The 21,374-nt window shown below is 59.4% G+C and carries 21 protein-coding genes; 14 read left to right on the top strand and 7 right to left on the bottom strand.

The genetic code is table 11. From position 1 onward, the window contains the following. Positions 1-189 precede the first annotated feature (189 nt). The 5 genes from acs to KRR23_RS16730 all read left to right on the top strand — a co-directional run bounded on the left by acs (position 190) and on the right by KRR23_RS16730 (position 7,672). Positions 190-2,127 (top strand): acetate--CoA ligase, encoded by a 1,938-nt coding sequence (gene acs / locus KRR23_RS16710; RefSeq protein WP_216743408.1) that lies wholly within the window; start codon positions 190-192, stop codon positions 2,125-2,127. Positions 2,128-2,190: 63 nt separating this feature from the next. Then, positions 2,191-3,063 carry an oxygenase MpaB family protein gene (locus KRR23_RS16715; RefSeq protein WP_216743409.1) on the top strand — a complete coding sequence of 291 codons (873 nt, stop codon included), beginning with the start codon at positions 2,191-2,193 and terminating at the stop codon, positions 3,061-3,063. 244 nt (positions 3,064-3,307) lie between these two features. Next, positions 3,308-4,324, top strand: a complete 1,017-nt coding sequence (locus KRR23_RS16720; protein WP_216743410.1) for a class I SAM-dependent rRNA methyltransferase — start codon at positions 3,308-3,310, stop codon at positions 4,322-4,324. Between the two features lie 106 nt (positions 4,325-4,430). Then, the gene (locus KRR23_RS16725; protein WP_216743411.1) at positions 4,431-7,373 is read left to right on the top strand and encodes a DUF748 domain-containing protein; all 2,943 of its coding nucleotides are present in this window, start codon (positions 4,431-4,433) and stop codon (positions 7,371-7,373) included. A gap of 2 nt (positions 7,374-7,375) precedes the next feature. Further along, positions 7,376-7,672: a DUF2845 domain-containing protein gene (locus tag KRR23_RS16730; RefSeq protein ID WP_216743412.1), complete on the top strand. Its 297-nt coding sequence runs from the start codon at positions 7,376-7,378 to the stop codon at positions 7,670-7,672. A 173-nt stretch (positions 7,673-7,845) separates the two neighbouring features. On the opposite strand, the gene KRR23_RS16735 is transcribed toward KRR23_RS16730, so the two are convergent. Together KRR23_RS16735 and KRR23_RS16740 are read right to left on the bottom strand one after the other, a co-directional pair. After that, positions 7,846-8,202: a BON domain-containing protein gene (locus tag KRR23_RS16735; protein ID WP_216743413.1), complete on the bottom strand. Its 357-nt coding sequence runs from the start codon at positions 8,200-8,202 to the stop codon at positions 7,846-7,848. A gap of 278 nt (positions 8,203-8,480) precedes the next feature. After that, a complete protein-coding gene (locus KRR23_RS16740) occupies positions 8,481-8,891 on the bottom strand; it encodes a pilin (RefSeq protein WP_216743414.1) in 411 nt (136 codons plus the stop codon). Between the two features lie 226 nt (positions 8,892-9,117). Here KRR23_RS16740 and pilB point away from each other — a divergent pair, with 226 nt between their 5' ends. The 5 genes from pilB to yacG are packed head-to-tail and all read left to right on the top strand — an operon-like array spanning position 9,118 to position 13,731. After that, positions 9,118-10,818 (top strand): type IV-A pilus assembly ATPase PilB, encoded by a 1,701-nt coding sequence (gene pilB, locus KRR23_RS16745; RefSeq protein ID WP_216743415.1) that lies wholly within the window; start codon positions 9,118-9,120, stop codon positions 10,816-10,818. A 3-nt stretch (positions 10,819-10,821) separates the two neighbouring features. Then, complete coding sequence (locus KRR23_RS16750; protein ID WP_216743416.1) at positions 10,822-12,039, top strand: type II secretion system F family protein; 1,218 nt, start codon at positions 10,822-10,824, stop codon at positions 12,037-12,039. Between the two features lie 2 nt (positions 12,040-12,041). Further along, on the top strand, positions 12,042-12,914 hold the full coding sequence (locus KRR23_RS16755) for an A24 family peptidase (RefSeq protein ID WP_216743417.1): 873 nt from the start codon (positions 12,042-12,044) through the stop codon (positions 12,912-12,914). Continuing rightward, positions 12,911-13,534, top strand: a complete 624-nt coding sequence (coaE, locus tag KRR23_RS16760) for a dephospho-CoA kinase (RefSeq protein WP_054595544.1) — start codon at positions 12,911-12,913, stop codon at positions 13,532-13,534. The genes KRR23_RS16755 and coaE overlap by 4 nt, the downstream gene beginning before the upstream one ends. Next, positions 13,531-13,731 carry a DNA gyrase inhibitor YacG gene (gene yacG / locus KRR23_RS16765; protein WP_054595543.1) on the top strand — a complete coding sequence of 67 codons (201 nt, stop codon included), beginning with the start codon at positions 13,531-13,533 and terminating at the stop codon, positions 13,729-13,731. Before coaE ends, yacG begins: the two co-directional genes overlap by 4 nt. 9 nt (positions 13,732-13,740) lie before the next feature. Here the strand turns inward: yacG and KRR23_RS16770 are convergent, their stop codons facing one another. The 3 genes from KRR23_RS16770 to KRR23_RS16780 form a co-directional block, all read right to left on the bottom strand. Then, positions 13,741-13,956, bottom strand: coding sequence for a hypothetical protein (locus KRR23_RS16770; protein WP_054595542.1), 216 nt, complete (start codon positions 13,954-13,956; stop codon positions 13,741-13,743). A gap of 63 nt (positions 13,957-14,019) precedes the next feature. After that, the gene (locus KRR23_RS16775; RefSeq protein WP_216743418.1) at positions 14,020-14,706 is read right to left on the bottom strand and encodes an energy-coupling factor ABC transporter permease; all 687 of its coding nucleotides are present in this window, start codon (positions 14,704-14,706) and stop codon (positions 14,020-14,022) included. 130 nt (positions 14,707-14,836) lie between these two features. Further along, positions 14,837-15,769, bottom strand: a complete 933-nt coding sequence (locus KRR23_RS16780; RefSeq protein ID WP_216743419.1) for a LysR family transcriptional regulator — start codon at positions 15,767-15,769, stop codon at positions 14,837-14,839. 121 nt (positions 15,770-15,890) lie between these two features. On the opposite strand from KRR23_RS16780, the gene KRR23_RS16785 reads away from it, so the two are divergent. Beyond that, the gene (locus tag KRR23_RS16785; protein ID WP_216743420.1) at positions 15,891-16,136 is read left to right on the top strand and encodes a DUF2790 domain-containing protein; all 246 of its coding nucleotides are present in this window, start codon (positions 15,891-15,893) and stop codon (positions 16,134-16,136) included. A gap of 8 nt (positions 16,137-16,144) precedes the next feature. Here the strand turns inward: KRR23_RS16785 and KRR23_RS16790 are convergent, their stop codons facing one another. Continuing rightward, complete coding sequence (locus KRR23_RS16790; protein ID WP_216743421.1) at positions 16,145-17,413, bottom strand: OprD family porin; 1,269 nt, start codon at positions 17,411-17,413, stop codon at positions 16,145-16,147. Positions 17,414-17,497: 84 nt separating this feature from the next. Next, positions 17,498-18,841 (bottom strand): aromatic acid/H+ symport family MFS transporter, encoded by a 1,344-nt coding sequence (locus tag KRR23_RS16795; protein WP_216743422.1) that lies wholly within the window; start codon positions 18,839-18,841, stop codon positions 17,498-17,500. Positions 18,842-19,093: 252 nt separating this feature from the next. On the opposite strand from KRR23_RS16795, the gene KRR23_RS16800 reads away from it, so the two are divergent. The 3 genes from KRR23_RS16800 to KRR23_RS16810 all read left to right on the top strand — a co-directional run bounded on the left by KRR23_RS16800 (position 19,094) and on the right by KRR23_RS16810 (position 21,329). Next, complete coding sequence (locus tag KRR23_RS16800) at positions 19,094-19,720, top strand: DUF1780 domain-containing protein (RefSeq protein ID WP_216743423.1); 627 nt, start codon at positions 19,094-19,096, stop codon at positions 19,718-19,720. Between the two features lie 76 nt (positions 19,721-19,796). Continuing rightward, positions 19,797-19,970 (top strand): DUF3094 family protein, encoded by a 174-nt coding sequence (locus KRR23_RS16805; protein WP_054595534.1) that lies wholly within the window; start codon positions 19,797-19,799, stop codon positions 19,968-19,970. Positions 19,971-20,030: 60 nt separating this feature from the next. Further along, positions 20,031-21,329, top strand: a complete 1,299-nt coding sequence (locus tag KRR23_RS16810) for an NAD(P)/FAD-dependent oxidoreductase (protein ID WP_216743424.1) — start codon at positions 20,031-20,033, stop codon at positions 21,327-21,329. Positions 21,330-21,374: the final 45 nt, after the last annotated feature.

Consider the following 21,374-nt stretch of genomic DNA (forward strand, 5'->3'; position numbering starts at 1 on the left):
GACCCTCCACCGTCCCATAGGGGCAAAGCTTGCTCGCGATGCAGGCGCTGCGGTGTATCCGATACACCGCATCATCGTTCATCGCGAGCAAGCTCTGCTCCTACGAGGGTCGCGTAGCTCCCCCTCTTGAACCCGATAGTCACTCGGCGCATCTTTATCACTTGTGCAATACAAGCATAAGGAACCGCCATGTTCGATATCAGCATGTTCCCCAAAGCCGATGCCGTCCGCCAGGCTGCGCAACTGAGTCAGGACGACTACCAGCGCCTGTACCGCCAATCCATCGAGCAACCCGAGGTCTTCTGGGCCGAACAGGCCAAGCGTTTTCTCGACTGGTCGACCCCCTGGCAAAGCGTTCAACACACGAATATCAAAACCGGCGCGGCACAATGGTTTGCCGGTGCTCAGCTCAACGTCAGCTATAACTGCATCGATCGCCACCTCACCCAACGCGGCGAACAGACCGCGATCATCTGGGAAGGCGACGACCCGGCTGAATCGCTGCACATCACCTACCAGAAACTTCATCACTGCGTTTGCCGCCTGGCCAACGTGCTGAAAAGCCGTGGCGTAAAAAAAGGCGACCGGGTGTGCATCTACATGCCAATGATCCCTGAAGCCGCCTACGCAATGCTCGCCTGCGCACGCATTGGCGCCGTGCACTCGGTGGTCTTTGGCGGGTTTTCCCCCGATTCCCTGCGTGACCGGATCCTCGACGCGGACTGCCGTACCGTGATTACCGCCGATGAAGGGGTACGTGGCGGTAAATATGTACCGCTCAAACAGAACGTCGACAAAGCCCTGCTCAGTTGCCCGGCCGTCAGTACTGTCGTAGTGGTCGAACACACTCAGATCGAGGTCAATTGGGTCGAGGGCCGCGACCTCTGGTATCACCAGGCCCTGCGCGACGTCAGCGACGACTGCCCGCCAGAACCCATGGACGCCGAAGACCCGTTGTTCATCCTTTACACTTCCGGCAGCACCGGTAAACCCAAAGGCGTGCTTCACACCACTGGCGGCTATCTGCTGCAAGCGGCGATGACCTTCAAGTACGTGTTCGACTACCGCGACGGCGAAGTCTTCTGGTGCACCGCCGACGTCGGCTGGGTCACCGGCCACAGCTACATCGTCTACGGGCCACTGGCCAATGGCGCGACCACACTGATCTTCGAAGGCGTGCCAAGCTACCCGAACAGCTCACGGTTCTGGCAGGTCATCGACAAGCATCAGGTGAACATTTTCTACACCGCGCCAACCGCCTTGCGAGCTCTGATGCGCGAAGGCCTGGAGCCGTTGAAAGACAGCTCACGCGCCAGTTTGCGGCTGCTGGGCAGCGTCGGAGAACCGATCAACCCGGAAGCCTGGGACTGGTATTTCAACGCGGTCGGCGAGCAGCGCTGCCCGATCGTCGATACCTGGTGGCAGACTGAAACCGGCGGCATCATGCTCAGCCCGCTGGTCAGCGCACAACGGATCAAACCCGGTTGCGCAACCCGGCCGATGTTTGGCGTGCAACCGGTATTGCTCGATGAACAAGGCAAGGAAATCAGCGGCGCCGGCAGCGGCGTGCTCGCCATAAAATCGAGCTGGCCAGGGCAAATCCGCAGTGTCTATGGCGACCCGCAACGCATGATCGATACCTATTTCAAACCCTATCCCGGCTACTACTTCACCGGGGACGGCGCGCGACGCGACGAACAGGGCGACTACTGGATCACCGGACGCATCGATGATGTGATCAACGTCTCCGGGCACCGCATCGGCACTGCCGAAGTCGAAAGCGCGCTGGTACTGCATGACAGCATCGCCGAGGCGGCGGTGGTCGGTTACCCCCACGACCTCAAGGGCCAGGGCATCTACGCCTTTGTCACGCCGATGAACGGCATCGAACCCAGCGACGCGTTGCACAAAGAACTGCTGGCCCATGTGAGCCAGGAAATCGGAAGTTTCGCCAAACCCGATCTGATCCAATGGGCACCGGCCTTGCCGAAAACCCGTTCGGGCAAGATCATGCGGCGCATCTTGCGCAAGATCGCCTGCAATGAGCTCGACAGCCTCGGTGACACCTCGACCCTGGCCGACCCCAGCGTGGTCGCCGGGCTGATCGACAAGCGTCTGAACCAATGATCTGTTCATCCAAGCGCGGCCGCTGGCCGCGCACTTTTTAAATACCGTAGCCACCGAGTCGTCATGGAATTCATCCGTAGCCGTATCGAAACCCAGATCATGAGCCTGTCCGGCCTTTCGCTGGGCAAGCTCGACCTGGAAAACCCCAAGGGCGATCCCGGCCTCTTCGGCCCCGACTCGGTGAGCTGGCAAGTGCATGGCGACTTCAGCAGCATGCTCATCGGCGGCATCAGCGCCTTGATGCTGCAAGCCCTACACCCGCTGGCGCTGGCCGGGGTCTGGGACCACTCGAACTTCCGCGAAGACATGCTCGGTCGACTGCGCCGCACCGGGCAGTTCATCTCCGGTACCACCTTCGGTTCGCGTCAGGACGCCGAGTGGCTGATCGAGAAAGTGCGTACCATTCACCTGCAAGTGGTCGGCATCGCGCCTGATGGGCGCCCTTATGCCGCCAGCGATCCGGACCTGCTGACCTGGGTCCATGTGGCCGAGGTCAGCAATTTTCTCGCCGCGCATTTGCGCTACCGCAATCCGAATCTTTCGCCCGCCGATCAGGACCGTTACTACGCCGAGATCGCCTTGGTCGCCGAGCGTCTGGGCGCCCGCGATGTTCCGCGCTCACGGCGGGAAATCAGCGAATACCTTGAGCGAATTCGCCCACAACTGCTCTGCGATGAACGCAGCCGCGAAGTGCTGCGGTTGCTCCTCGCTGCACCGTCACCCAGCCGCCTGGCCAGGCCCTTCGGTGGGCTGATGATGCAAGCGGGCATCGACCTGCTGCCCGACTGGGCCAGTGACATGCTCGGTGTCCGCCAGAATCCGCTACAACGCAAACTGATTCGCGCCAGCGTCAATCGCAGTGCCCCGATGCTGCGCTGGGCGGTGCGCAATGGTTCGGTGCAGCGGGCCAAACGGCGGATGGGAATCCCCAGCTGAATGCGTGGTGTTGCCGACCGAACGCCAAGTCCTCGCCAAACAATTACCCTGTGGCGAGGGAGCTTGCTCCCGTTGGAGCGCGAAGAGCTCCCAAATCCCTCAGCCGAGCTCTTTCAGACAGAGCCCGGTCGAAAGTTTTACGGGCGCTGCGCGCCCGAGCGGGAGCAAGCTCCCTCGCCACAGGGGATCCATCGATCACAATCCTGTTAAACTCTCGCGCCAAATTCCCCAGCAAGGCGCGTCCATGTCTTCCTTGAATCAGGCGCTGCGCGCCGCCCTCGATCATCGCCAAGACTTGCTCGCCGAGCTCCACTCGCAAGGCACCGACTGCTATCGGCTGTTTCATGGCAGCCAGGAAGGTGCCGGCGGCCTGACCATCGACCGTTACGGCCCGCAACTGCTGGTCCAGAGCTTTCACCAGTCGCTGGAACGCGATGACTTGCTCGCGTTGCACGCGATCATCAATCAACACCTCAACCTCAACACCCTGCTGGTCTATAACGACCGCTCCCGGGGTAACTCGCGGATTGATCGCGAAGACACGGTCTACCGCGCCGAAGAGGCCGCACTTGTCGACATGGTCGGCCACGAATGGGGCCTGAACTACCGGGTCCGTGGTCGCCACGCCGGGCAAGACCCTCTGCTGTTTCTCGACCTGCGCAACGCCCGCGGCTGGGTCAAGGACCACAGCGCCGGCAAAAGCGTGCTGAACCTGTTCGCCTACACCTGTGGCGTCGGCCTTGCCGCGGCGGCTGGCGGTGCACGCGAGGTGTGCAATCTGGATTTCGCCGAGGGTAACCTGGCAGTCGGCCGTGAGAACGGTCTGCTCAACCCGCAACTGCCGACCATGCAGTTCGTACAGTCCGATTACTTCCCGGCCATCCGCCAACTCGCCGGCCTGCCGATCAGCCAGCGCCGCGGGCAAAAACTGCCAAGTTATCCGCGCCTGGAACAGCGTCAGTACGACCTGGTCCTGCTCGATCCACCCGCCTGGGCCAAAAGTGCATTCGGCACCGTTGACCTGCTGCGCGACTATCAGAGTTTGCTCAAACCGGCGCTACTGGCCACCGCCGACGATGGCGTGCTGATCTGCTGCAACAACCTGGCAAAAGTCAGCATGGACGACTGGCGTGAGCAGGTGCTGCGCTGCGCAGAAAAGGCCGGACGCCCGGTGCGCGACTGGAAAGTGCTGACACCTGGCAGCGACTTTCCGTCGATGGATCAGCAGCCGCCGCTGAAAACCCTGATCCTGCAACTCTGACCTCTTTCGAAAAAACCTGACATTTGCTGTTCAAGGTGATTGCTTTGGAACCAGAATCGCATGCCATACTCCAAGGCACTCCCGATTCCGATAGTTGAAGCCGAACATGCCCAAAGGATTGATTCGCGCCATCGGCGCCTTGTTGATTGCCGTCGCCCTTTACAGCTTGTTGGGCTTTCTGATTTTGCCGGGTATCGCCTTGCGGGTCGCCAATCAACAATTGGCCAACTACGCGGCGGTGCCTGCGCACATTCAACGGATCGAACTCAATCCCTTCAGTCTTGAACTGACCGTTTGGGGCCTGAACATCGGCGAGCCGGGCAAGGAACAGCTTGCCTTCGAGCGCCTGTACGCCAACCTGCAAATCGATAGCCTCTGGACTCGTGCACTGCACTTGATCGATGTGCAGCTGGACAAGCCGAAAACCGAGATTCTGTTCAACAAGGACGGCAGCCTGAACCTCACGCAATTGTTCAAGTTGCCAGCCAGTGAGCCGACGCCTGCGGACCCGAACGCCAAACCCTTCCCGCTGCGCATCGACCACATCAACCTGGCCGGTGGTTATGTGCACTTCCAGGACCTGCGCCCGAGCGAGCCGATCGAATTCCTGTACGACACGCTCAATCTGGAGTTGAACAACCTCAGTACCCTGCCCGACGACAACGCCGCCATGACCCTCGTCGCAGCTGGCCCGGCGGGTGGCCGGATCGACTGGACCGGCCACATCAGCCTGGTGCCCATCAGCTCCGAAGGCACACTGAAAGTCACCGACGGCAAAATGAAATCCTGGTGGCCTTACGTGCGTGACGCATTGCCGCTGGTGCTCGAAGACGGAACGCTGAACCTGAGCACCGATTACAAGTTCAACCTGACGCAGGGAACCGAACTGCTGCTGAACAACGCCTCGGTCAGCGTTGCACCGTTCGCCATCAAGGCCCCGGATGGCCGGCCGCTGGTGCGCCTCGAACGTCTGGACGTCAGCGAGACCACGGTCGATCTGGTCAAGCAACAAGTGATCGTCGGCAAGATCCGCAGCCAGAAGCTCGAAACCTGGGCCGCCCGTGAAGCCGATGGCCAGCTCGACTGGCAGAAACTCTTCGCCAGCCAACCGGCCAAACCGGCCACAAAACCCGAGCCAGCCAAGGCCCCGGCGGCGGCAGACTCGCCGCAACCAAAACCCGATCCAGCGGTGCCGAGCAAACCTTGGCAAGTGCTGCTCAAGGATGTCGAGCTGCGCAACTATAAAGTGCACCTGGCCGACCGTCAGGCCCAACCGGCGGTGGCACTGGAGCTTGGCCCGCTGAACGTCGACGTGAAGAATTTCGATAGCCTCAATGGTTCGCCGTTCTCCCTCAAAGTCGATACCGGCCTGGGCAAGCAGGGCAAGATTCTCGCGGACGGCGAGGTCAACCTTGCGCCGATCAGCGCCAAACTCAAGGTCCAGACCAAAGACATCGACTTGCGCGTCGCCCAGTCCTATATCAACCCGTTCATTCGTCTGGAGCTGCGTTCCGGGATGCTCGGCAGCGACCTGGCGGTCGACCTGAAAAGCACCGAGCCACTGGCGTTCAGCGTCACCGGCCGCGCTCAGGTCGATCAATTGCACACCCTGGACACTCTGAAAACCCGCGACTTCCTCAAGTGGCAGCAAGTGGTGGTCGAAGGCCTGAACTACCAACATGGCGATAGCCTGTCGATCGACAAGATCAATCTGCAACAGCCCTATGTGCGCTTCATGATCAACGATGATCGCACCACCAACATCAATGACCTGCTGATCCCGCAATCGCCCGACAACGGCAGTAAAACCACCGCCGCGAAACCTGCTGCAAGCAAGGACAAGCCACTGGGTATCCACATCGGCGCGATTGCGATCAACGACGGTTCGGCGAACTTCGCCGACTTCAGCCTGACACCGAACTTCGCCACCGCCATTCAACAGCTCAACGGCCAGATCGGCACCATCGACAGCCGCCAGGTCAAACCCGCCGCCGTCGACATCAAGGGCAAGGTCGATCGATACGCACCGGTGACCATCAAGGGCAGCGTCACCCCATTTGACCCGATGTCCGCGCTGGATATCGCCACCAGTTTCAAGCGGGTCGAACTGACCACCCTGACGCCTTACTCCGGCAAGTTTGCCGGCTACCGGATCCGCAAGGGTCGACTCAATCTCGACCTGCACTACCAGATCACCAAGGGCCAGTTGAAAGCCGAAAACAAAGTGGTGGTGGAGCAACTGCAGCTGGGTGAAAAAGTCGACAGCCCGGACGCCGTGAGCTTGCCGCTGAAACTGGCCATCGCACTGCTCAAGGACTCCGACGGCAAGATATCCATCGAATTGCCGATTACCGGTGACCTGAACAACCCTCAATTCAGCGTGATGCCAATCATCTGGCAAACCCTGCGCAACCTGATCGTGCGCGCGGCCGAGGCGCCCTTCAAGCTCATTGGCGGGCTGATCAACAGCAGTGGGGCCGAGGACCTGGGCAGCGTGTCGTTCGCGCCCGGTTCAAGCGAGCTGAGCAAAAACGCCGAGTCGGCGCTCGATACCCTGGCCAAAGCGCTCAAAGAACGTCCGGCCCTGCGCCTGGAAATCGAAGGTACCGCCGCCGAGAAAAGCGATGGCTCCTTGATTGCCGAACAGCGACTGGAACGTGAATACCAGTACAACTACTACAAAATGCTCCAGCGTCGCGGCGACAAAGTCCCTGCGCAAGCTTCGTTGCTGGAAGTCCCGGACAGCGAAAAAGGCCCGCTGCTCGAAGCCATCTACCGCACGCGCCTGAAAACCCAGCCACCGGCCGAATGGACGCAACTGGGCAAAGCAGAGCGCACCGCCAAACTGCGTGAAGGCGTGATCAAGTTCTGGTCTTCAGACACCGCGCTGCTGCGCCAACTGGGTCAGGATCGCGCCAGCACCATCAAGGACTACCTGGTCGACAAAGCCCAGCTCGCCGATGACCGGGTGTACTTCATCGACGCTAACCTGGGTGAGGCCGAAAGCGATGGCCGGGTCGTCACGCCCATGCACCTGGACGCGGAGTGAGTATGAACAACCGATTGCTGATCGGCCTGATACTGGCGCTTGCCGCCAGTAAGGCATCGGCGGCCGATACCTTGCGCTGCGGCAGTCAGTTGATCAGCGTCGGTGATCGCGCCGGTGAAGTGCTGCAAAAATGCGGTGAGCCGGTGGCACGTGATGCGCTGGGCTACAAACGCAGCGCCAATCGCCGGGAAGAAGTCCCGGTTGAGGAATGGACCTACGGTCCGAACAGCGGCATGTACCAATACCTGCGCTTTGAAGGCAACCGCCTGGTACAGATCACCAGCAAACGCGGAAGCTGAAGTTACGACTATCCAATGTGCCAATGTGGGAGCGAGCTTGCTCGCGATAGCTGACTAACATTCAACATAGAGGTTGAATGAAGAGTTGCCATCGCGAGCAAGCTCGCTCCCACAGGGGTTCTACAGCGCTCTCAAGATTCCCTTCTCCCGGTTCAGGCGAGAAGCCTTGAGTCTTACTGGGTCATCAGGCCATCAGCTGAAACGGCTTTGACGCCTTTGATTTTCTTGGTGATAGCGACTGCCATATCTTTCTGGGACTTGGTCACGGCTACTTTCGACGACAGCGAGACCACGCCTTTGTTGGTTTCGACTTTGATGTCGGTGCCAGGAATCCCCTTCTCGGTGACCAAATCGCTTTTCACTTTAGTGGTGATCCAGGTATCGGAAGTCGCTTCCTCGGCCTTGGTCATTTCACCGGCAGCGACCACTATCGGCGACTGAGTGGTTTGAGTGGTCTGCGCAAATGCAGCGTTGGCCATAGTCAGGGTCAGAACGGTTGCAGTGGCGGCAGCGATAGCGAACGTCTTCATACGAGTAACTCCTGTTCTTCCAGAAAGTCTGCTGCTTGCCTTCTCAGCAGGGTTAGCAGAAATAGTGCGAAGCCTGTGCCAACTTCCCGCAACCAAATAAGTCTATATAAATCAATAAATTACAAAAAAATCAAACCCCTGGAATCATGCAAAATGCATGACCCGGGCATTGTCGACATGCAAGTTGCGGGTTTTATCGATTGACCGCGGGGCCATCGAACAGTGAAAAAAAATGCCTCGCATCCGTAGAGGCGAGGCATTGATTGATTGATGCGAGATCAGGCGCCAGTGCAACCCTTCGGCGCGTAGTCCTGCAATGCAGTGGTCGCGCAGGTCCAGCCACCGGCCAGTGTCCGCGTCAGCGTGATGGTTTTGCCGAGCACCGGCCCTGGCGCATTGAGAATCGTGCAAGCAATAGTACCTGCACCGCTGGATGCAGTACCCGATGCGGTAATCGTGCAGTTACTGGTGGTTGCCGTGCCGCCAATCAGCACCAATGTCGGATCGGTGCCCTGATTGATGATGTCTTCAAAAGGCACCTTCAGCGCCGAAATTTCCGCCACCCCCGCCGTCACCTTGGCCCGCGCCTGATATTTGGAATACATCGGCAACGCGAACGTTGCCAGAATGCCGATGATCGCCACCACGATCAGCAGCTCGATGAGGGTAAAACCTTTTTGATTATTCATAGAACCGGCTCCATGCATGAGGCGAAATCTCATGTCCTGAATCAGTCAAAGCACAGCACATGCCAACCCCTGCGCCCCCTGTTTACAGGGTGTCAGATCGACAATAGTCCGGCGCACACCCCGAGGAACCGCACTAACTGACACTTTTTGTCACCTCAAGAACGCTGGTGGGGTTCCATCCGTTGACTAGGCTATAAGTCTTGAACTGTCTGTGTCTGGTATTCGAATGAATGACATCGCCCTCAGCGGTCTGGCCAAGCAATTGGTGCTGGCCGAACTGCTCACTGACCAAAGCGCGCACCAGGCGGATCAGCAAGCCCACCGCAATCGCATTTCCCTGGTCAGCTATCTGGTACAAAACAAAATGGTGAACAGCCGCCAGGTCGCGGAAGTTGCCTCCGAGCATTTCGGCGTCGCCTTCCTCGACCTCAACTGTCTCGACAAAGACTCCCAGCCCAAAGAGCTGGTCAGCGAAAAGCTGATTCGCCAGCACCACGCCCTGCCACTCTGGCGGCGCGGCAACAAACTGTTCGTGGGCATTTCCGACCCGAGCAATCACCAGGCGATCAACGATATCCAGTTCAGCACCGGGCTCACCACCGAAGCGATCCTGGTCGAAGACGACAAACTCAGCGACGCCATCGAGAAATTCTTCGACAGCCACAGCACGGGCCTGGAAGACATGGCCGACGTTGATCTCGAAGGTCTGGACATCGAAGCCGTCGACGACCAGCGCCAGGACGCTGTCATCGGCCAGGACTCCGACGATGCCCCGGTGGTGCGCTTCGTCAACAAGATGCTGCTGGACGCGATCAAGGGCGGCTCCTCGGACTTGCACTTCGAACCCTACGAAAAAACCTACCGGGTCCGGGTACGGACCGACGGCATACTGCGCGAAGTCGCCAAACCGCCGATTCAACTGGCCAACCGCATCTCCGCACGCCTGAAAGTGATGGCTAGCCTGGACATCTCGGAACGTCGAAAACCCCAGGACGGGCGGCTCAAGATGCACCTGTCGAAAAGCAAATCCATCGATTTCCGGGTCAACACCCTGCCAACGTTGTGGGGCGAAAAAGTCGTGATCCGGATTCTCGACCCCTCCAGCGCTCAGATGGGCATTGATGCGCTGGGTTACGAGCCCGATCAGAAAGACCTGTACATGGCGGCGCTCAAGCAACCTCAAGGGCTGATTCTGGTCACCGGGCCGACCGGCTCGGGGAAAACCGTGTCGCTGTACACCGGGCTGAATATCCTCAATACGGTCGACATCAATATCTCCACCGCCGAAGACCCGGTGGAGATCAACATGGAAGGCATCAACCAGGTCAACGTCAATCCCAGGCAGGGCCTGGATTTCGCTCAGGCGCTACGCTCATTTCTACGCCAGGACCCGGACGTGATCATGGTCGGCGAAATCCGCGACCTGGAAACCGCCGAAATCGCGATCAAGGCTGCGCAAACCGGGCACCTGGTGCTTACCACCCTGCACACCAACAGCGCGGCTGAAACCCTGACCCGACTGCACAACATGGGCATCCCGGGGTTCAACATCGCCACGGCCGTGCACCTGATCATTGCCCAGCGCCTGGCCCGCAAGCTGTGCAGCCACTGCAAAAAAACTCTTTCGATTCCCGACGAAACTCTAATCAAGGAAGGCTTCCCACGGGAACGCATCGGCTCTTTCACGATCTACGAACCCGTCGGTTGCGATCACTGCAACAACGGCTACAAAGGGCGAGTCGGTATTTATGAAGTGGTGAAAAATACCCCGGAACTGCAACGGCTGATCATGGCTGAAGGCAATTCTCTGGAAATCGATACGCAGATGCGCAAGGACGGCTTCAATGACCTGCGCACCTCGGGCCTGCTCAAGGCCATGCAGGGCATCACCAGTCTTGAAGAAATCAACCGGGTCACCAAGGATTGAGTCATGGCGGTCAAAGCAATCAAGGTCAGTGTCTACGCTTGGGAAGGCACCGACAGGAAAGGCAGCAAGGTAACCGGCGAGCTGAGCGGTCATAACCCGGCATTGATCAAGGCGCTGCTACGCAAACAAGGTATCACCCCGGGCAAAGTACGAAAAAAAACCGCTTCGCTGTTCAACCTCGGTAACCGTATCAAGGCGCTGGACATTGCCCTCTTCACCCGGCAGATGGCGACCATGATGAAAGCCGGTGTGCCGCTGCTGCAGTCGTTCGAGATCATCGGCGAAGGCTTCGACAACCCGAACATGCGCAAGCTGGTGGATGAGGTGAAACAGGAAGTCGCCGCCGGCAACAGCTTCGCCACCGCGCTGCGTAAAAAGCCGCAGTATTTCGATGAGCTCTACTGCAACCTGGTCGACGCGGGCGAGCAGGCCGGCGCGCTCGACACGCTGCTGGAGCGGATTGCGACCTACAAGGAAAAAAGCGAAAGCCTCAAGACCAAGATCAAAAAAGCCATGACCTATCCGCTGGCCGTGGTCTTTGTCGCAATCGTCGTCACCGGCATTCTGCTGGTCAAAGTGGTCCCGCAATTTCAGTCGGTGTTTTCCGGGTTTGGCGCAGAACTCCCAGCCTTTACCGTGATGGTGATCGGTCTGTCCGAGTTCATGCAGGCGTGGTGGTGGCTGTTGTTCGGCGCCTTGATAGTCGGGTTTCTGGGCTTTCGCCACGCGCTCAAGCGCTCACAACGCTTTCGCGACTGGCTGGATGCCCAACTGCTGAAGCTGCCGATAGTCGGCACACTGCTCTACAAATCGGCGGTGGCCCGTTATGCCCGTACGCTGTCGACCACCTTCGCCGCGGGGGTCCCCCTGGTCGAAGCCCTGGATTCGGTAGCGGGCGCTACCGGCAATATCGTGTTCAAACGGGCGGTCTTGCGCATCAAGCAAGATGTCTCCACCGGCATGCAATTGAACTTCTCGATGCGCACCAGCGGGATTTTTCCCAACATGGCGATTCAAATGGCCGCCATTGGCGAGGAGTCCGGCGCACTGGACGACATGCTCGACAAAGTTGCGAACTACTATGAAGCTGAAGTCGACAATATGGTCGACAGCCTGACCAGCCTGATGGAACCGTTCATCATGGTGGTGCTCGGCGTCATTGTCGGCGGGCTGGTGGTTGCCATGTACCTGCCCATTTTCCAACTCGGCTCAGCGATTTGAACATGCCCTTGAGTGAATTCATGGCCGGTTATCCACTGGCATTCGTTGTCACTGCGCTCGTGCTTGGGCTGGTGATCGGTAGTTTTCTCAACGTGGTGGTCTGGCGCCTGCCGAAAATGCTTGAGTGCGACTGGCGGCAACAAGCCCTGGACGTACTGGGTTTACCGCCCGAAACACCGGGCCCGGCCTACAACCTGATGCTGCCGCATTCACACTGCCCGCAGTGCGCCCATCAAATCCGCGCCTGGGAAAACATTCCGCTGCTCAGTTACCTGGTACTGCGCGGCCGATGCTCGAATTGCAAAGCGCCGATCAGCGCCCGCTATCCCTTGACCGAACTGGCCTGCGGCGTGCTGTCGGCGTTTGTCGCCTGGCACTTCGGCTTCGGTTGGACAGCTGCGTGGGGGCTGGTCTTGAGTTGGGGGTTACTGGCGATGTGTCTGATCGACGCCGACCACCAATTGCTGCCCGATGTACTGGTGTTGCCGTTGTTGTGGCTGGGTCTGATCGTCAACAGCTTCGAGCTTTTCGTGCCTTTGCAGGCGGCAATGTGGGGTGCGGTGGCCGGCTATCTGCTGCTGTGGTCGGTGTATTGGCTGTTCAAACTGATAACCGGCAAGGAAGGTATCGGTCACGGCGACTTCAAGCTCCTGGCGCTGCTCGGTGCCTGGGGCGGCTGGCAGATTCTGCCGCTGACGGTCCTGCTTTCATCGCTGGTGGGCGCCGTGGGGGGAGTGATTTTGCTGCGTCTGAAAGACGCCAACACCTCGACGCCGATCCCCTTCGGACCCTATCTGGCAATTGCCGGCTGGATTGCCTTGCTCTGGGGTGGTCAAATAACCGGCTTCTATTGGCAGTTTGTCGGTTTCAAATGAATACCCCTGTGGAAAAACCCTGGATTCTCGGCCTGACCGGTGGCATCGGCAGCGGCAAAAGCGCGGCGGCCCAGCATTTCATCGATCTGGGTGTGCATGCGGTGGATGCCGATCATGCCGCGCGCTGGGTGGTCGAACCCGGTCGCCCGGCGCTGGCGCAGATTGCCGAGCACTTCGGTGTCGGCGTGCTGCAAGCCGATGGCCAATTGAATCGCGCGGCACTGCGCAAGCTGATCTTTGAAGTCCCCGAAGAACGCCGCTGGCTCGAAGCGTTGCTGCATCCGCTGATCGCTCAGGAAATCGCCGCTCACCTGGCACGCGCACAATCACCTTATGCGATTCTGGTGTCGCCGCTGTTGATCGAGTCCGGGCAGTACAAAATGACCCAGCGAGTGCTGGTGATCGACGCACCGGAACACTTACAGATCGAACGAACCCTGCAGCGCGACCAGACCAGCGAACAGCAAGTCCAGGCGATCCTCAAGGCCCAGTCCAGCCGTCAGGACCGCCTCAGCCATGCCGACGATGTGGTGGTCAACGACCGCGACCTCGCCTGGCTGCACAGCGAGGTCGAACGCCTGCATCACTTTTACCTTACTTTGCGTGGAGGCCAGTCATGAGCCAACCCCCTGTCGTCGAATGTCCAACCTGCGGCGCCCCTGTTGAATGGAGCGCGACCAGCACCTTCCGGCCGTTTTGCTCGGACCGTTGCAAACTGATCGATCTGGGCGCCTGGGCCTCGGAAGAACACAAGATTCCGGTCAGCCCCGACTCTGAAGACGAGTTGTTTTCGGAAGACTTCGACCCGCGCCACTGATCCCGCCCCTCAGGGCCGCATGAACCCGTAGTCCTGGCTGTCGTCGAGATTCTCCGCCAGAAACTGCAACTCATCGGCCAGATCCTCGACACTGCGTACGCCCTTGCTCTGCTGCACCACCGCACTGAGCAAGGCACGCAGGCTCAACCCCGGTTCAAACCCGGCCTCATGCGCCGATTCCAGACTGTTGCGCAATTCCTGTCTTGCCCATTCGTAAACGCTCATGCCACTGCTCCTGAGGATTTTCCAGAGCATGGAATCGCAGCCGATTCGAACATTTGATATGGATCAAGGCTTGTCGTCATCCTTCCACGGCGCCGACAAATAACGCGTGCGGTTGAAGGTCTCCAGCCACTCGGGACAGAACACCACCAGCGAACTGATCACCATGCCGTTGATAAACGCCTCGGGGAAAATGATCAGCCACAAGTAACCGACAAAATCCTCCAGCCATTCCGGCATCGCAAAACGCTCGTCGAACCACAACAGCCCCAGCCCCACCAGCAGGCAGAGCAACGCCGAAAGCCCGGCGGCCAAAAAGCCCGAGCAAAAGATATACACAAAGGGATTACGCGGTTGCGCCCGCTCCACCAGGATCGCGCAGCATTCGGTGACCAGCACCGGCAACAGAATCAGCAACGCGCCATTGACCCCCATTGCAGCCAGGTCCTGACGCCCGAGCAGCACCAGCCCCACCTGCGCCACCAGCCCGCCGACAATCGCCAGCGGCCAGTCCAGCAATAACGTCACCGCCGTCATGCCAATGATGTGATAAGACACGCCGGTGTCGAAGTCCCGTCGCACCAGCCAGAGGACGAACAACGCGAACACCGTACCGAACAGCAAATGCTGACGCCGACTGTCAGTGAACAACTCGACCCACGGCGCTCGGGCAACGGCCCAGATCAGCACCGGCACATAGATCAGCCAGCCGACCGTGAGGGTTTCGGGCGAGAGCAATGCGGCACCGATCATCGCAGTCGGCACTCCCACGCCCACAACGGCACAAAACCCGGTAACCCTGCTGAACAGACCTTCACTTCAGACTCCTTGTCGAACCGAAACAAGCCTTGAGTCTACACCGCCCTGCGCGCGCCCTCCGATCTCAGGCCCAGTGACGTGGATTGTTCATCACCGCCTCATGCTCGGCGAACAGGCGCGGTAACTCGGCCTTGAGAAAGTCCACCCAGGTTCTGACCTTCGCATCGAGAAAGCGCCGCGACGGGTACAGCGCGTAGACATTGCGCTCACGCGGGCGATAGGTCGGCAGCAGGCGCAGCAACGTGCCGTCGCTCAACGGCCGTGTCGCGGTATAAAGCGGTAACAGACTGACCCCCATCCCCGCCTCGGAAGCCTTGACCATCGACTCGGCAACATTGCACTGAAACGTCTTCGCCGGGCTGACGCGGTGCTCACCCTCCTCGTCATGAAACACCCATTGATCGCTGTACAACGGATCCAGCATGCGCAGGCAGCGATGATCGTTCAAGGCCAGCGGCTTGTCTGGCACCCCCTGGCGTTGCAGGTAGTCGGGGGAGGCGCAGGGCACGCTGTAAATCTGCCCGACGACCTGGGCGACAAACTGCGAGTCGGCCAGCTCATGGGCAATCGAAATCACCACGTCATGGCCTCCTTCCAGCGGATCCGGATTGCGTTGCGACAAGGTCAGCTCGAACACCACATCAGGATAGAGCTCGGTGTATCGAGCGATCAGCGGCGTGATCAGCACACCCAGGCCATGCATGCTGTGAACCCGCAACCGACCGCTGGGCTTGAGATGAGCACCACGCGCTTCGGCCGTAGCCTCTTCCATCTCTTCGAGTATTTGCCGACTGCGCAGCAAAAAGCGCTCGCCGGCCTCGGTCAGGCTCAAACGCCGAGTGGTGCGTTGCAGCAGGCGCGCCTGCACATGTTGCTCCAGATCCGCGACCAGTCGGGACACTTGCGCGGTCGAGAGTTCGAGCGCGTCGGCGGCGGCGGTAAAGCTGCCGCTGTCCACCACGCGGACAAACACCCGCAAGTTATTGAGCATATCCATAGGCCCTCCTCGGGCATTGACTGTTGCGTTACACGTAAGGCTGCATCAGGCGTTTGCCCCTTTATCGGTAGCGGGCAAGGCATAGACTTCAAGCATCGGAACCCACACGGAGCACACAAAAATGAAAACCTTGATCAGCCTGCTTCTGAGTGTTGTCGCCACCTCGGCCATGGCCGCCGGTAACGAGCCAACCGCTGCCACCGCCTACAACCCGGCGCAGCCACTGGACATCGCCAAGGTGGTTTCAGTGACGAACACCGCCACCGCCTGCGACGTGGTACCGGCGACCATGGTCTATGTCGATCATCAGGGGCAAACCCACCGCGTGACGTATCAGGTCATGGGCAACTGCACCAGCGACCTGTGATCACTGGCTCATAGCAGCGTCCAGGTGTAACTGAGGATCAAACGGTTTTCGTCGATATCACTGCGGTAGTTGGAACGCGCCACGGCGTTGCGCACGCGTATCCCGAGACCTTTGAGGGTGCCGCTCTGCAGCACATAACCGAGATCGAGATCGCGTTCGCGGTCCTTGCCTTCGAAACCCTTGCCGGTGTCGACGTTGTTGCCGGTGATGTAACGCACAGTGCTGGTCAGCCCCGGCACCCCGAGGGCGGCGAAGTCGTAGTCATAGCGCGCCTGCCAGGAGCGTTCGTCGGTATAGGCGAACTCGTAGGTCGGCACCTCGTTGCCCAGCGGCGAGATGTTGGCGAAAACCCGTGGGAAGGCGCTGTCGCCATACATCCCCTGATAACCGACATAGAACGTATGGCCGCCATGCTTGGCCGAGAGCAAGGAGAAGAACGCCCGGTTGTCGATGTTGCCCAACAATTTTTTGCCGTCCTCACGGGAGTCGTAGTAGCCCAGGTTGGCGCCCAGGGTCCAGTCGCCCATCGGTTCGCTGTGCTTGAGGCCGAGGAAGCGCTGGTTGTAGATATCTTCCAGTTGCCCGTACCAGGCGCTGACCGAGGTGCGCTTGTCATTGAAGGCGTAATCGGCGCCCGCAAAGTTGAAGCCGTCACTGCTGACCTGGCGCTGCGGTACATGGCCGAGCATCGCCTGCATTTTTTGCTCGCCGGATTCGTTGCGCAGGCTGGTCGAGCTCAGATGCCCAGCCTGCAAGGTCAGGCCATTGATCTCGCTGGAGCTGATGCTCGCCCCCTGATAGCTGGGCGGCAGCAGACGAATATCGCTGAAGGCCAGCACCGGCAGGTTGGGTTGCAACTCACCGACTTTCAATTCTGTTTTGGAGTAACGCAGCTTCAACGCACCGGCCAGACGGCTGTAATCATCCGCCGCGCGCCCATCGCTCTGTACCGGCAACAGCCCGGTATTGACCCGATCAGGACTGCTGTCGAGCTTGAGGCCGAGCAACCCGATGACATCCACACCGACACCGATGGTGCCTTGGGTATAACCGGATTTGACGTTAAGGATAAAGCCTTGGGCCCACTCCTCGGCCTTCGACTGCTTGCTGGCCCCGACGATGTCGGAGAAGTCCCGGCTGAAGTAGTAATTGCGCGCCTGCAACGTGGCGCTGGTGTCTTCAATAAAGCCGCCTTCAGCAGCCATCAAGCCACTGGAAAAACCCGAGACGACAGCCAGGGACAACACTGAACCGGTTGTTGGGAGAATCTGTTTCATCGCTTTTCTCTTATTGTTATTGATCGACAGGTTGGCGTGCGCCACCCGCAGCGTTGCGTTGCGTTGCGATGCGGGTGGTGGGGGTCAGACTCTGGTTGGCGCCAGTGTCGAGGTAACGCCTTTGCTATTGCGCTCACTGCTGATGGCAAACACGCCCATGGCGATGGCGGCGACCGCTCCCGGCAAGGCGAACGCCATGAAGTTCAGTTGCAGCGGCAGACTGATCCCCAACAACGCACCACCCAGCAGCGGGCCGACGATCGCCCCGTTGCGGCCGATGCCCGAGGCCCAGCCCAAACCGGTGGAACGAATGGTCATGGAATAAAACTGCGCAGCGCAGGCGTACAACAGGATTTGCGAACCGATAGTGGTGGCGCCGGCAATGGCGATCAGCAGATAGAGCACCGGCATCGGGCTGTTGAAGCCGAGCAAGGTGATCGACACGGCGGCGATGGCGAAGAACACCGCCAATACCCGTGGCAGATTGAGTTTATCGCCCAACACTCCGCCGCCGACCGCACCGAAGATGGCGCCGAAGTTCAGCACCAGCAGGAATGACAGACTAGAGCCCAGGCTGTAACCGGCGTTGGCCATCAATTTCGGCAGCCAGGAGCTCAAGGCATACACCATCAACAGGCAGCAGAAAAACGCCAGCCACAGCATCAATGTGCGCAGCGCCCGATCTTCACGAAACAATTGCAGAACCGGGGTGCCGGCACCCTTCACTTCCGTCATGTGCAGTTGATCAGAGGCTTGCGCAACGTAAGCCGGGTCAACGCGTTCGAGGACATTGCGCGCCTCTTCGTTACGGCCCTGGCGCAGCATGAAACCGACCGACTCGGGCAGGAAGTACATGATCAGCGGCAACAGCAGCAACGGCAAAATCGCCACGTAAAACACCGACTGCCAGCCAAAGCTCGGGATCAGCACGATGCCCAGCCCGGCCGAGAGCATGCCGCCCACCGAGTAGCCGCTGAACATGATCGCCACCAGGGTGCTGCGGATTCTTTTCGGCGCGTACTCGTTCATCAGCGCCACCACGTTGGGCATCACCCCGCCAATCCCCAGCCCGGCGATGAACCGGCAAATGCCAAATTCAGTAGGGTTGCCGGCAAAACCATTGAGTACGGTAAAACCGCTGAAAAGCATCACGCACAGGGTGATGGCTTTTTTACGGCCGATCCTGTCCGACAGCGGGCCGAAAAACAGCGCCCCGAACATCATGCCAAACAGTGCATAACTGCCTAATGCACCTGCCTGCAGAGGACTCAGCCCCCAGTCCTTCATCAGCATCGGCAGCACCACGCCGTAGATCACCAGATCGTAACCATCGAAGATGATGATCAGGGCACACCAGCACAGCACCCTCCAGTGAAAGCGGTTGAAGCGTGCGTTGTCGATAACCTCATGTACGTCGATCGTGCGCATGGCATCTTTTCTCTTGTTGTTGTTTTTTTAAGAGCATCGGTAACGCGGTAAACGTCCGTAAAGCCGAGGGTAGGGACGCCTGGCGCGCGGCAATATCCGCTTTGTGCAGATCGCTATCCGTTTTGTGCAGTGCCCTGGACCGGGCTTTGGAGGAAGATCGCTGGATGCTTGCAACGATGAAGACTCGGGAAAGTTTTTCCTCTCCGACAAACTGTCTTCTTTGCGATCGCATTTGAACGCTAAGCTTGGCCTATGGATGACTCAGATTATTTGCGCCTGCTGACCATCGCGGCCGAGCAAGCCAACGCGTTCCTTTCCAATGCCCGCAAATGGGAGCGTGAGCGTTGGGTCTGCCAACGCCTGCTGCAAGGCTTGAACATTCCCTACCGCGTCGACGAATTCAGCCCCGCCGGGGAGCCGCCGGACGTACTATTTCGCGAGGCGAATTTCGAAGTGTTCTTCGTGCTCGACGAAGGTCGACGGTTGAATGACGAGTGGCGCGACGAGCTGCAACGCCGGCGCAGTGCATTCTCCCTGAGCCAACTGGTGCGCCGCGAAGCCAAACCCAGGCGTATTCCAGCCAACGAGTTCTTGCTGAGACTGGCACCGACCTTGCGCAAAAAAGCCCACAACTACAAAGAGCGGGGGATGGACCTCGGAGAACTGGACATCATTGCCTTCGCCAGCCTCAAGCGCGAAGTGCTCGACCTCAACAGCCATTTCCCGCCGCCTACCGAATACCTGCGCCAGGGGTGGCGCTCGCTGTCACTGGTGGGCCCGACATTCGCCCGCGTGCTGTTTGCCCATCCCGATGCACCGGACTTTTTGCGCAGCAATCTGGGGCGCAGCATCCTCTTCGACGTCGGGATCAGCCTGTGAACCCACGACAGCAATTGTTGGCGCCCCCGCTGTAGCTTCTATACATTTAGCAACGTCTACCTGACGAGGCCTTATTATGACCAGCCGCCTGAAACCCGACGACCAGCAGCATGTCGAAGAGTATCTGCAACTGTCCCAGAACCGAGTCGAGCGCCGGCCTTTCCGGCCGTGGATGCTCCTCGTGGTGGTATTGGCAGTGACCATTGGCCTGGGCCTTGTGAGCCGACTTATCAGTTACCTGACGCTATGAGCTGCGTGGCGCTCGCTCGGGTAATTGCACCGATTTCCTTTAGCCTTGCGAGATATCCCCATGACTCATCGTATTGTCATCGTTGGCGGCGGCGCCGGCGGTCTGGAGTTGGCTACCCGTCTGGGTAAGACTCTGGGCAAGCGTGGCACGGCCAGTGTGATGCTGGTCGACGCGAACCTGACGCACATCTGGAAACCGCTGTTGCATGAAGTGGCGGCAGGTTCGCTGAACTCTTCCGAAGACGAACTCAACTATGTCGCCCAGGGAAAATGGAACCACTTCGAGTTCCAACTGGGGCGCATGAGCGGGCTCGATCGCGCCCAGAAAAAAATCCAGCTGGCTGCTACCTACGATGAAAATGGCCGGGAACTGGTGCCGGCACGCGAGGTGGGTTACGACTCGCTGGTGATTTCGGTCGGCAGCACCACCAACGATTTCGGCACTCAGGGCGCAGCGCAACACTGCCTGTTCCTCGACACCCGTAAACAGGCCGAGCGCTTCCACCAGCAATTGCTCAACCACTACCTGCGTGCCCACGCCGGGCAATCCGATGCAGTGCAACAGATCAGCGTGGCCATCGTCGGCGCTGGCGCCACCGGTGTCGAGCTGGCGGCGGAACTGCACAACGCAGCCCACGAACTGGCGGCGTACGGCCTGGACCGGATCCTTCCGGAAAACATGCACATCACCCTGATCGAAGCCGGCCCACGGGTGTTGCCTGCCCTGCCGGAGCGGATCGGCGGCCCTGTGCATAAAACCCTGGAAAAGCTCGGCGTCACGGTGCTGACTAACGCAGCCGTCAGTGAAGTCACCGCCGATGCGCTGATCACTGCCAGCGGCCAGGAGATCAAGGCCAGCCTGAAAGTCTGGGCGGCCGGGATCCGTGCGCCGGGTTTCCTCAAGGATATCGACGGCCTGGAAACCAACCGGATCAACCAGCTGCAAGTGCTGCCGACCCTGCAAACCACCCGCGACGAAAATATCTTTGCCTTCGGTGACTGCGCGGCCTGCCCGCAACCGGGCACCGATCGCAACGTGCCGCCACGTGCGCAAGCCGCGCACCAACAAGCCTCGCTGCTGGCCAAATCGTTGAAACTGCGCATCGAAGGCAAGCCGTTGCCGACGTACAAGTACACCGATTACGGTTCCCTGATCTCGCTGTCGCGTTTTTCGGCTGTGGGTAACTTGATGGGCAACCTGACCGGCAGCGTAATGCTGGAAGGCTGGCTGGCGCGGATGTTTTACGTGTCGCTGTACCGCATGCACCAGGTCGCGTTGTACGGCCCGTTCCGCACGGCGATGCTGATGCTCGGCAGCAGGATTGGTCGCGGCACTGAACCGCGGCTCAAGCTGCATTAAGATCATTTCGCCTGCTAATTGATTGATCGTTCCCACGCTCTGCGT

The sequence above is a fragment of the Pseudomonas sp. CVAP#3 genome, assembly GCF_018986375.1.
In the GTDB taxonomy this organism is placed as follows: Bacteria; Pseudomonadota; Gammaproteobacteria; order Pseudomonadales; family Pseudomonadaceae; genus Aquipseudomonas; species Aquipseudomonas helvetica.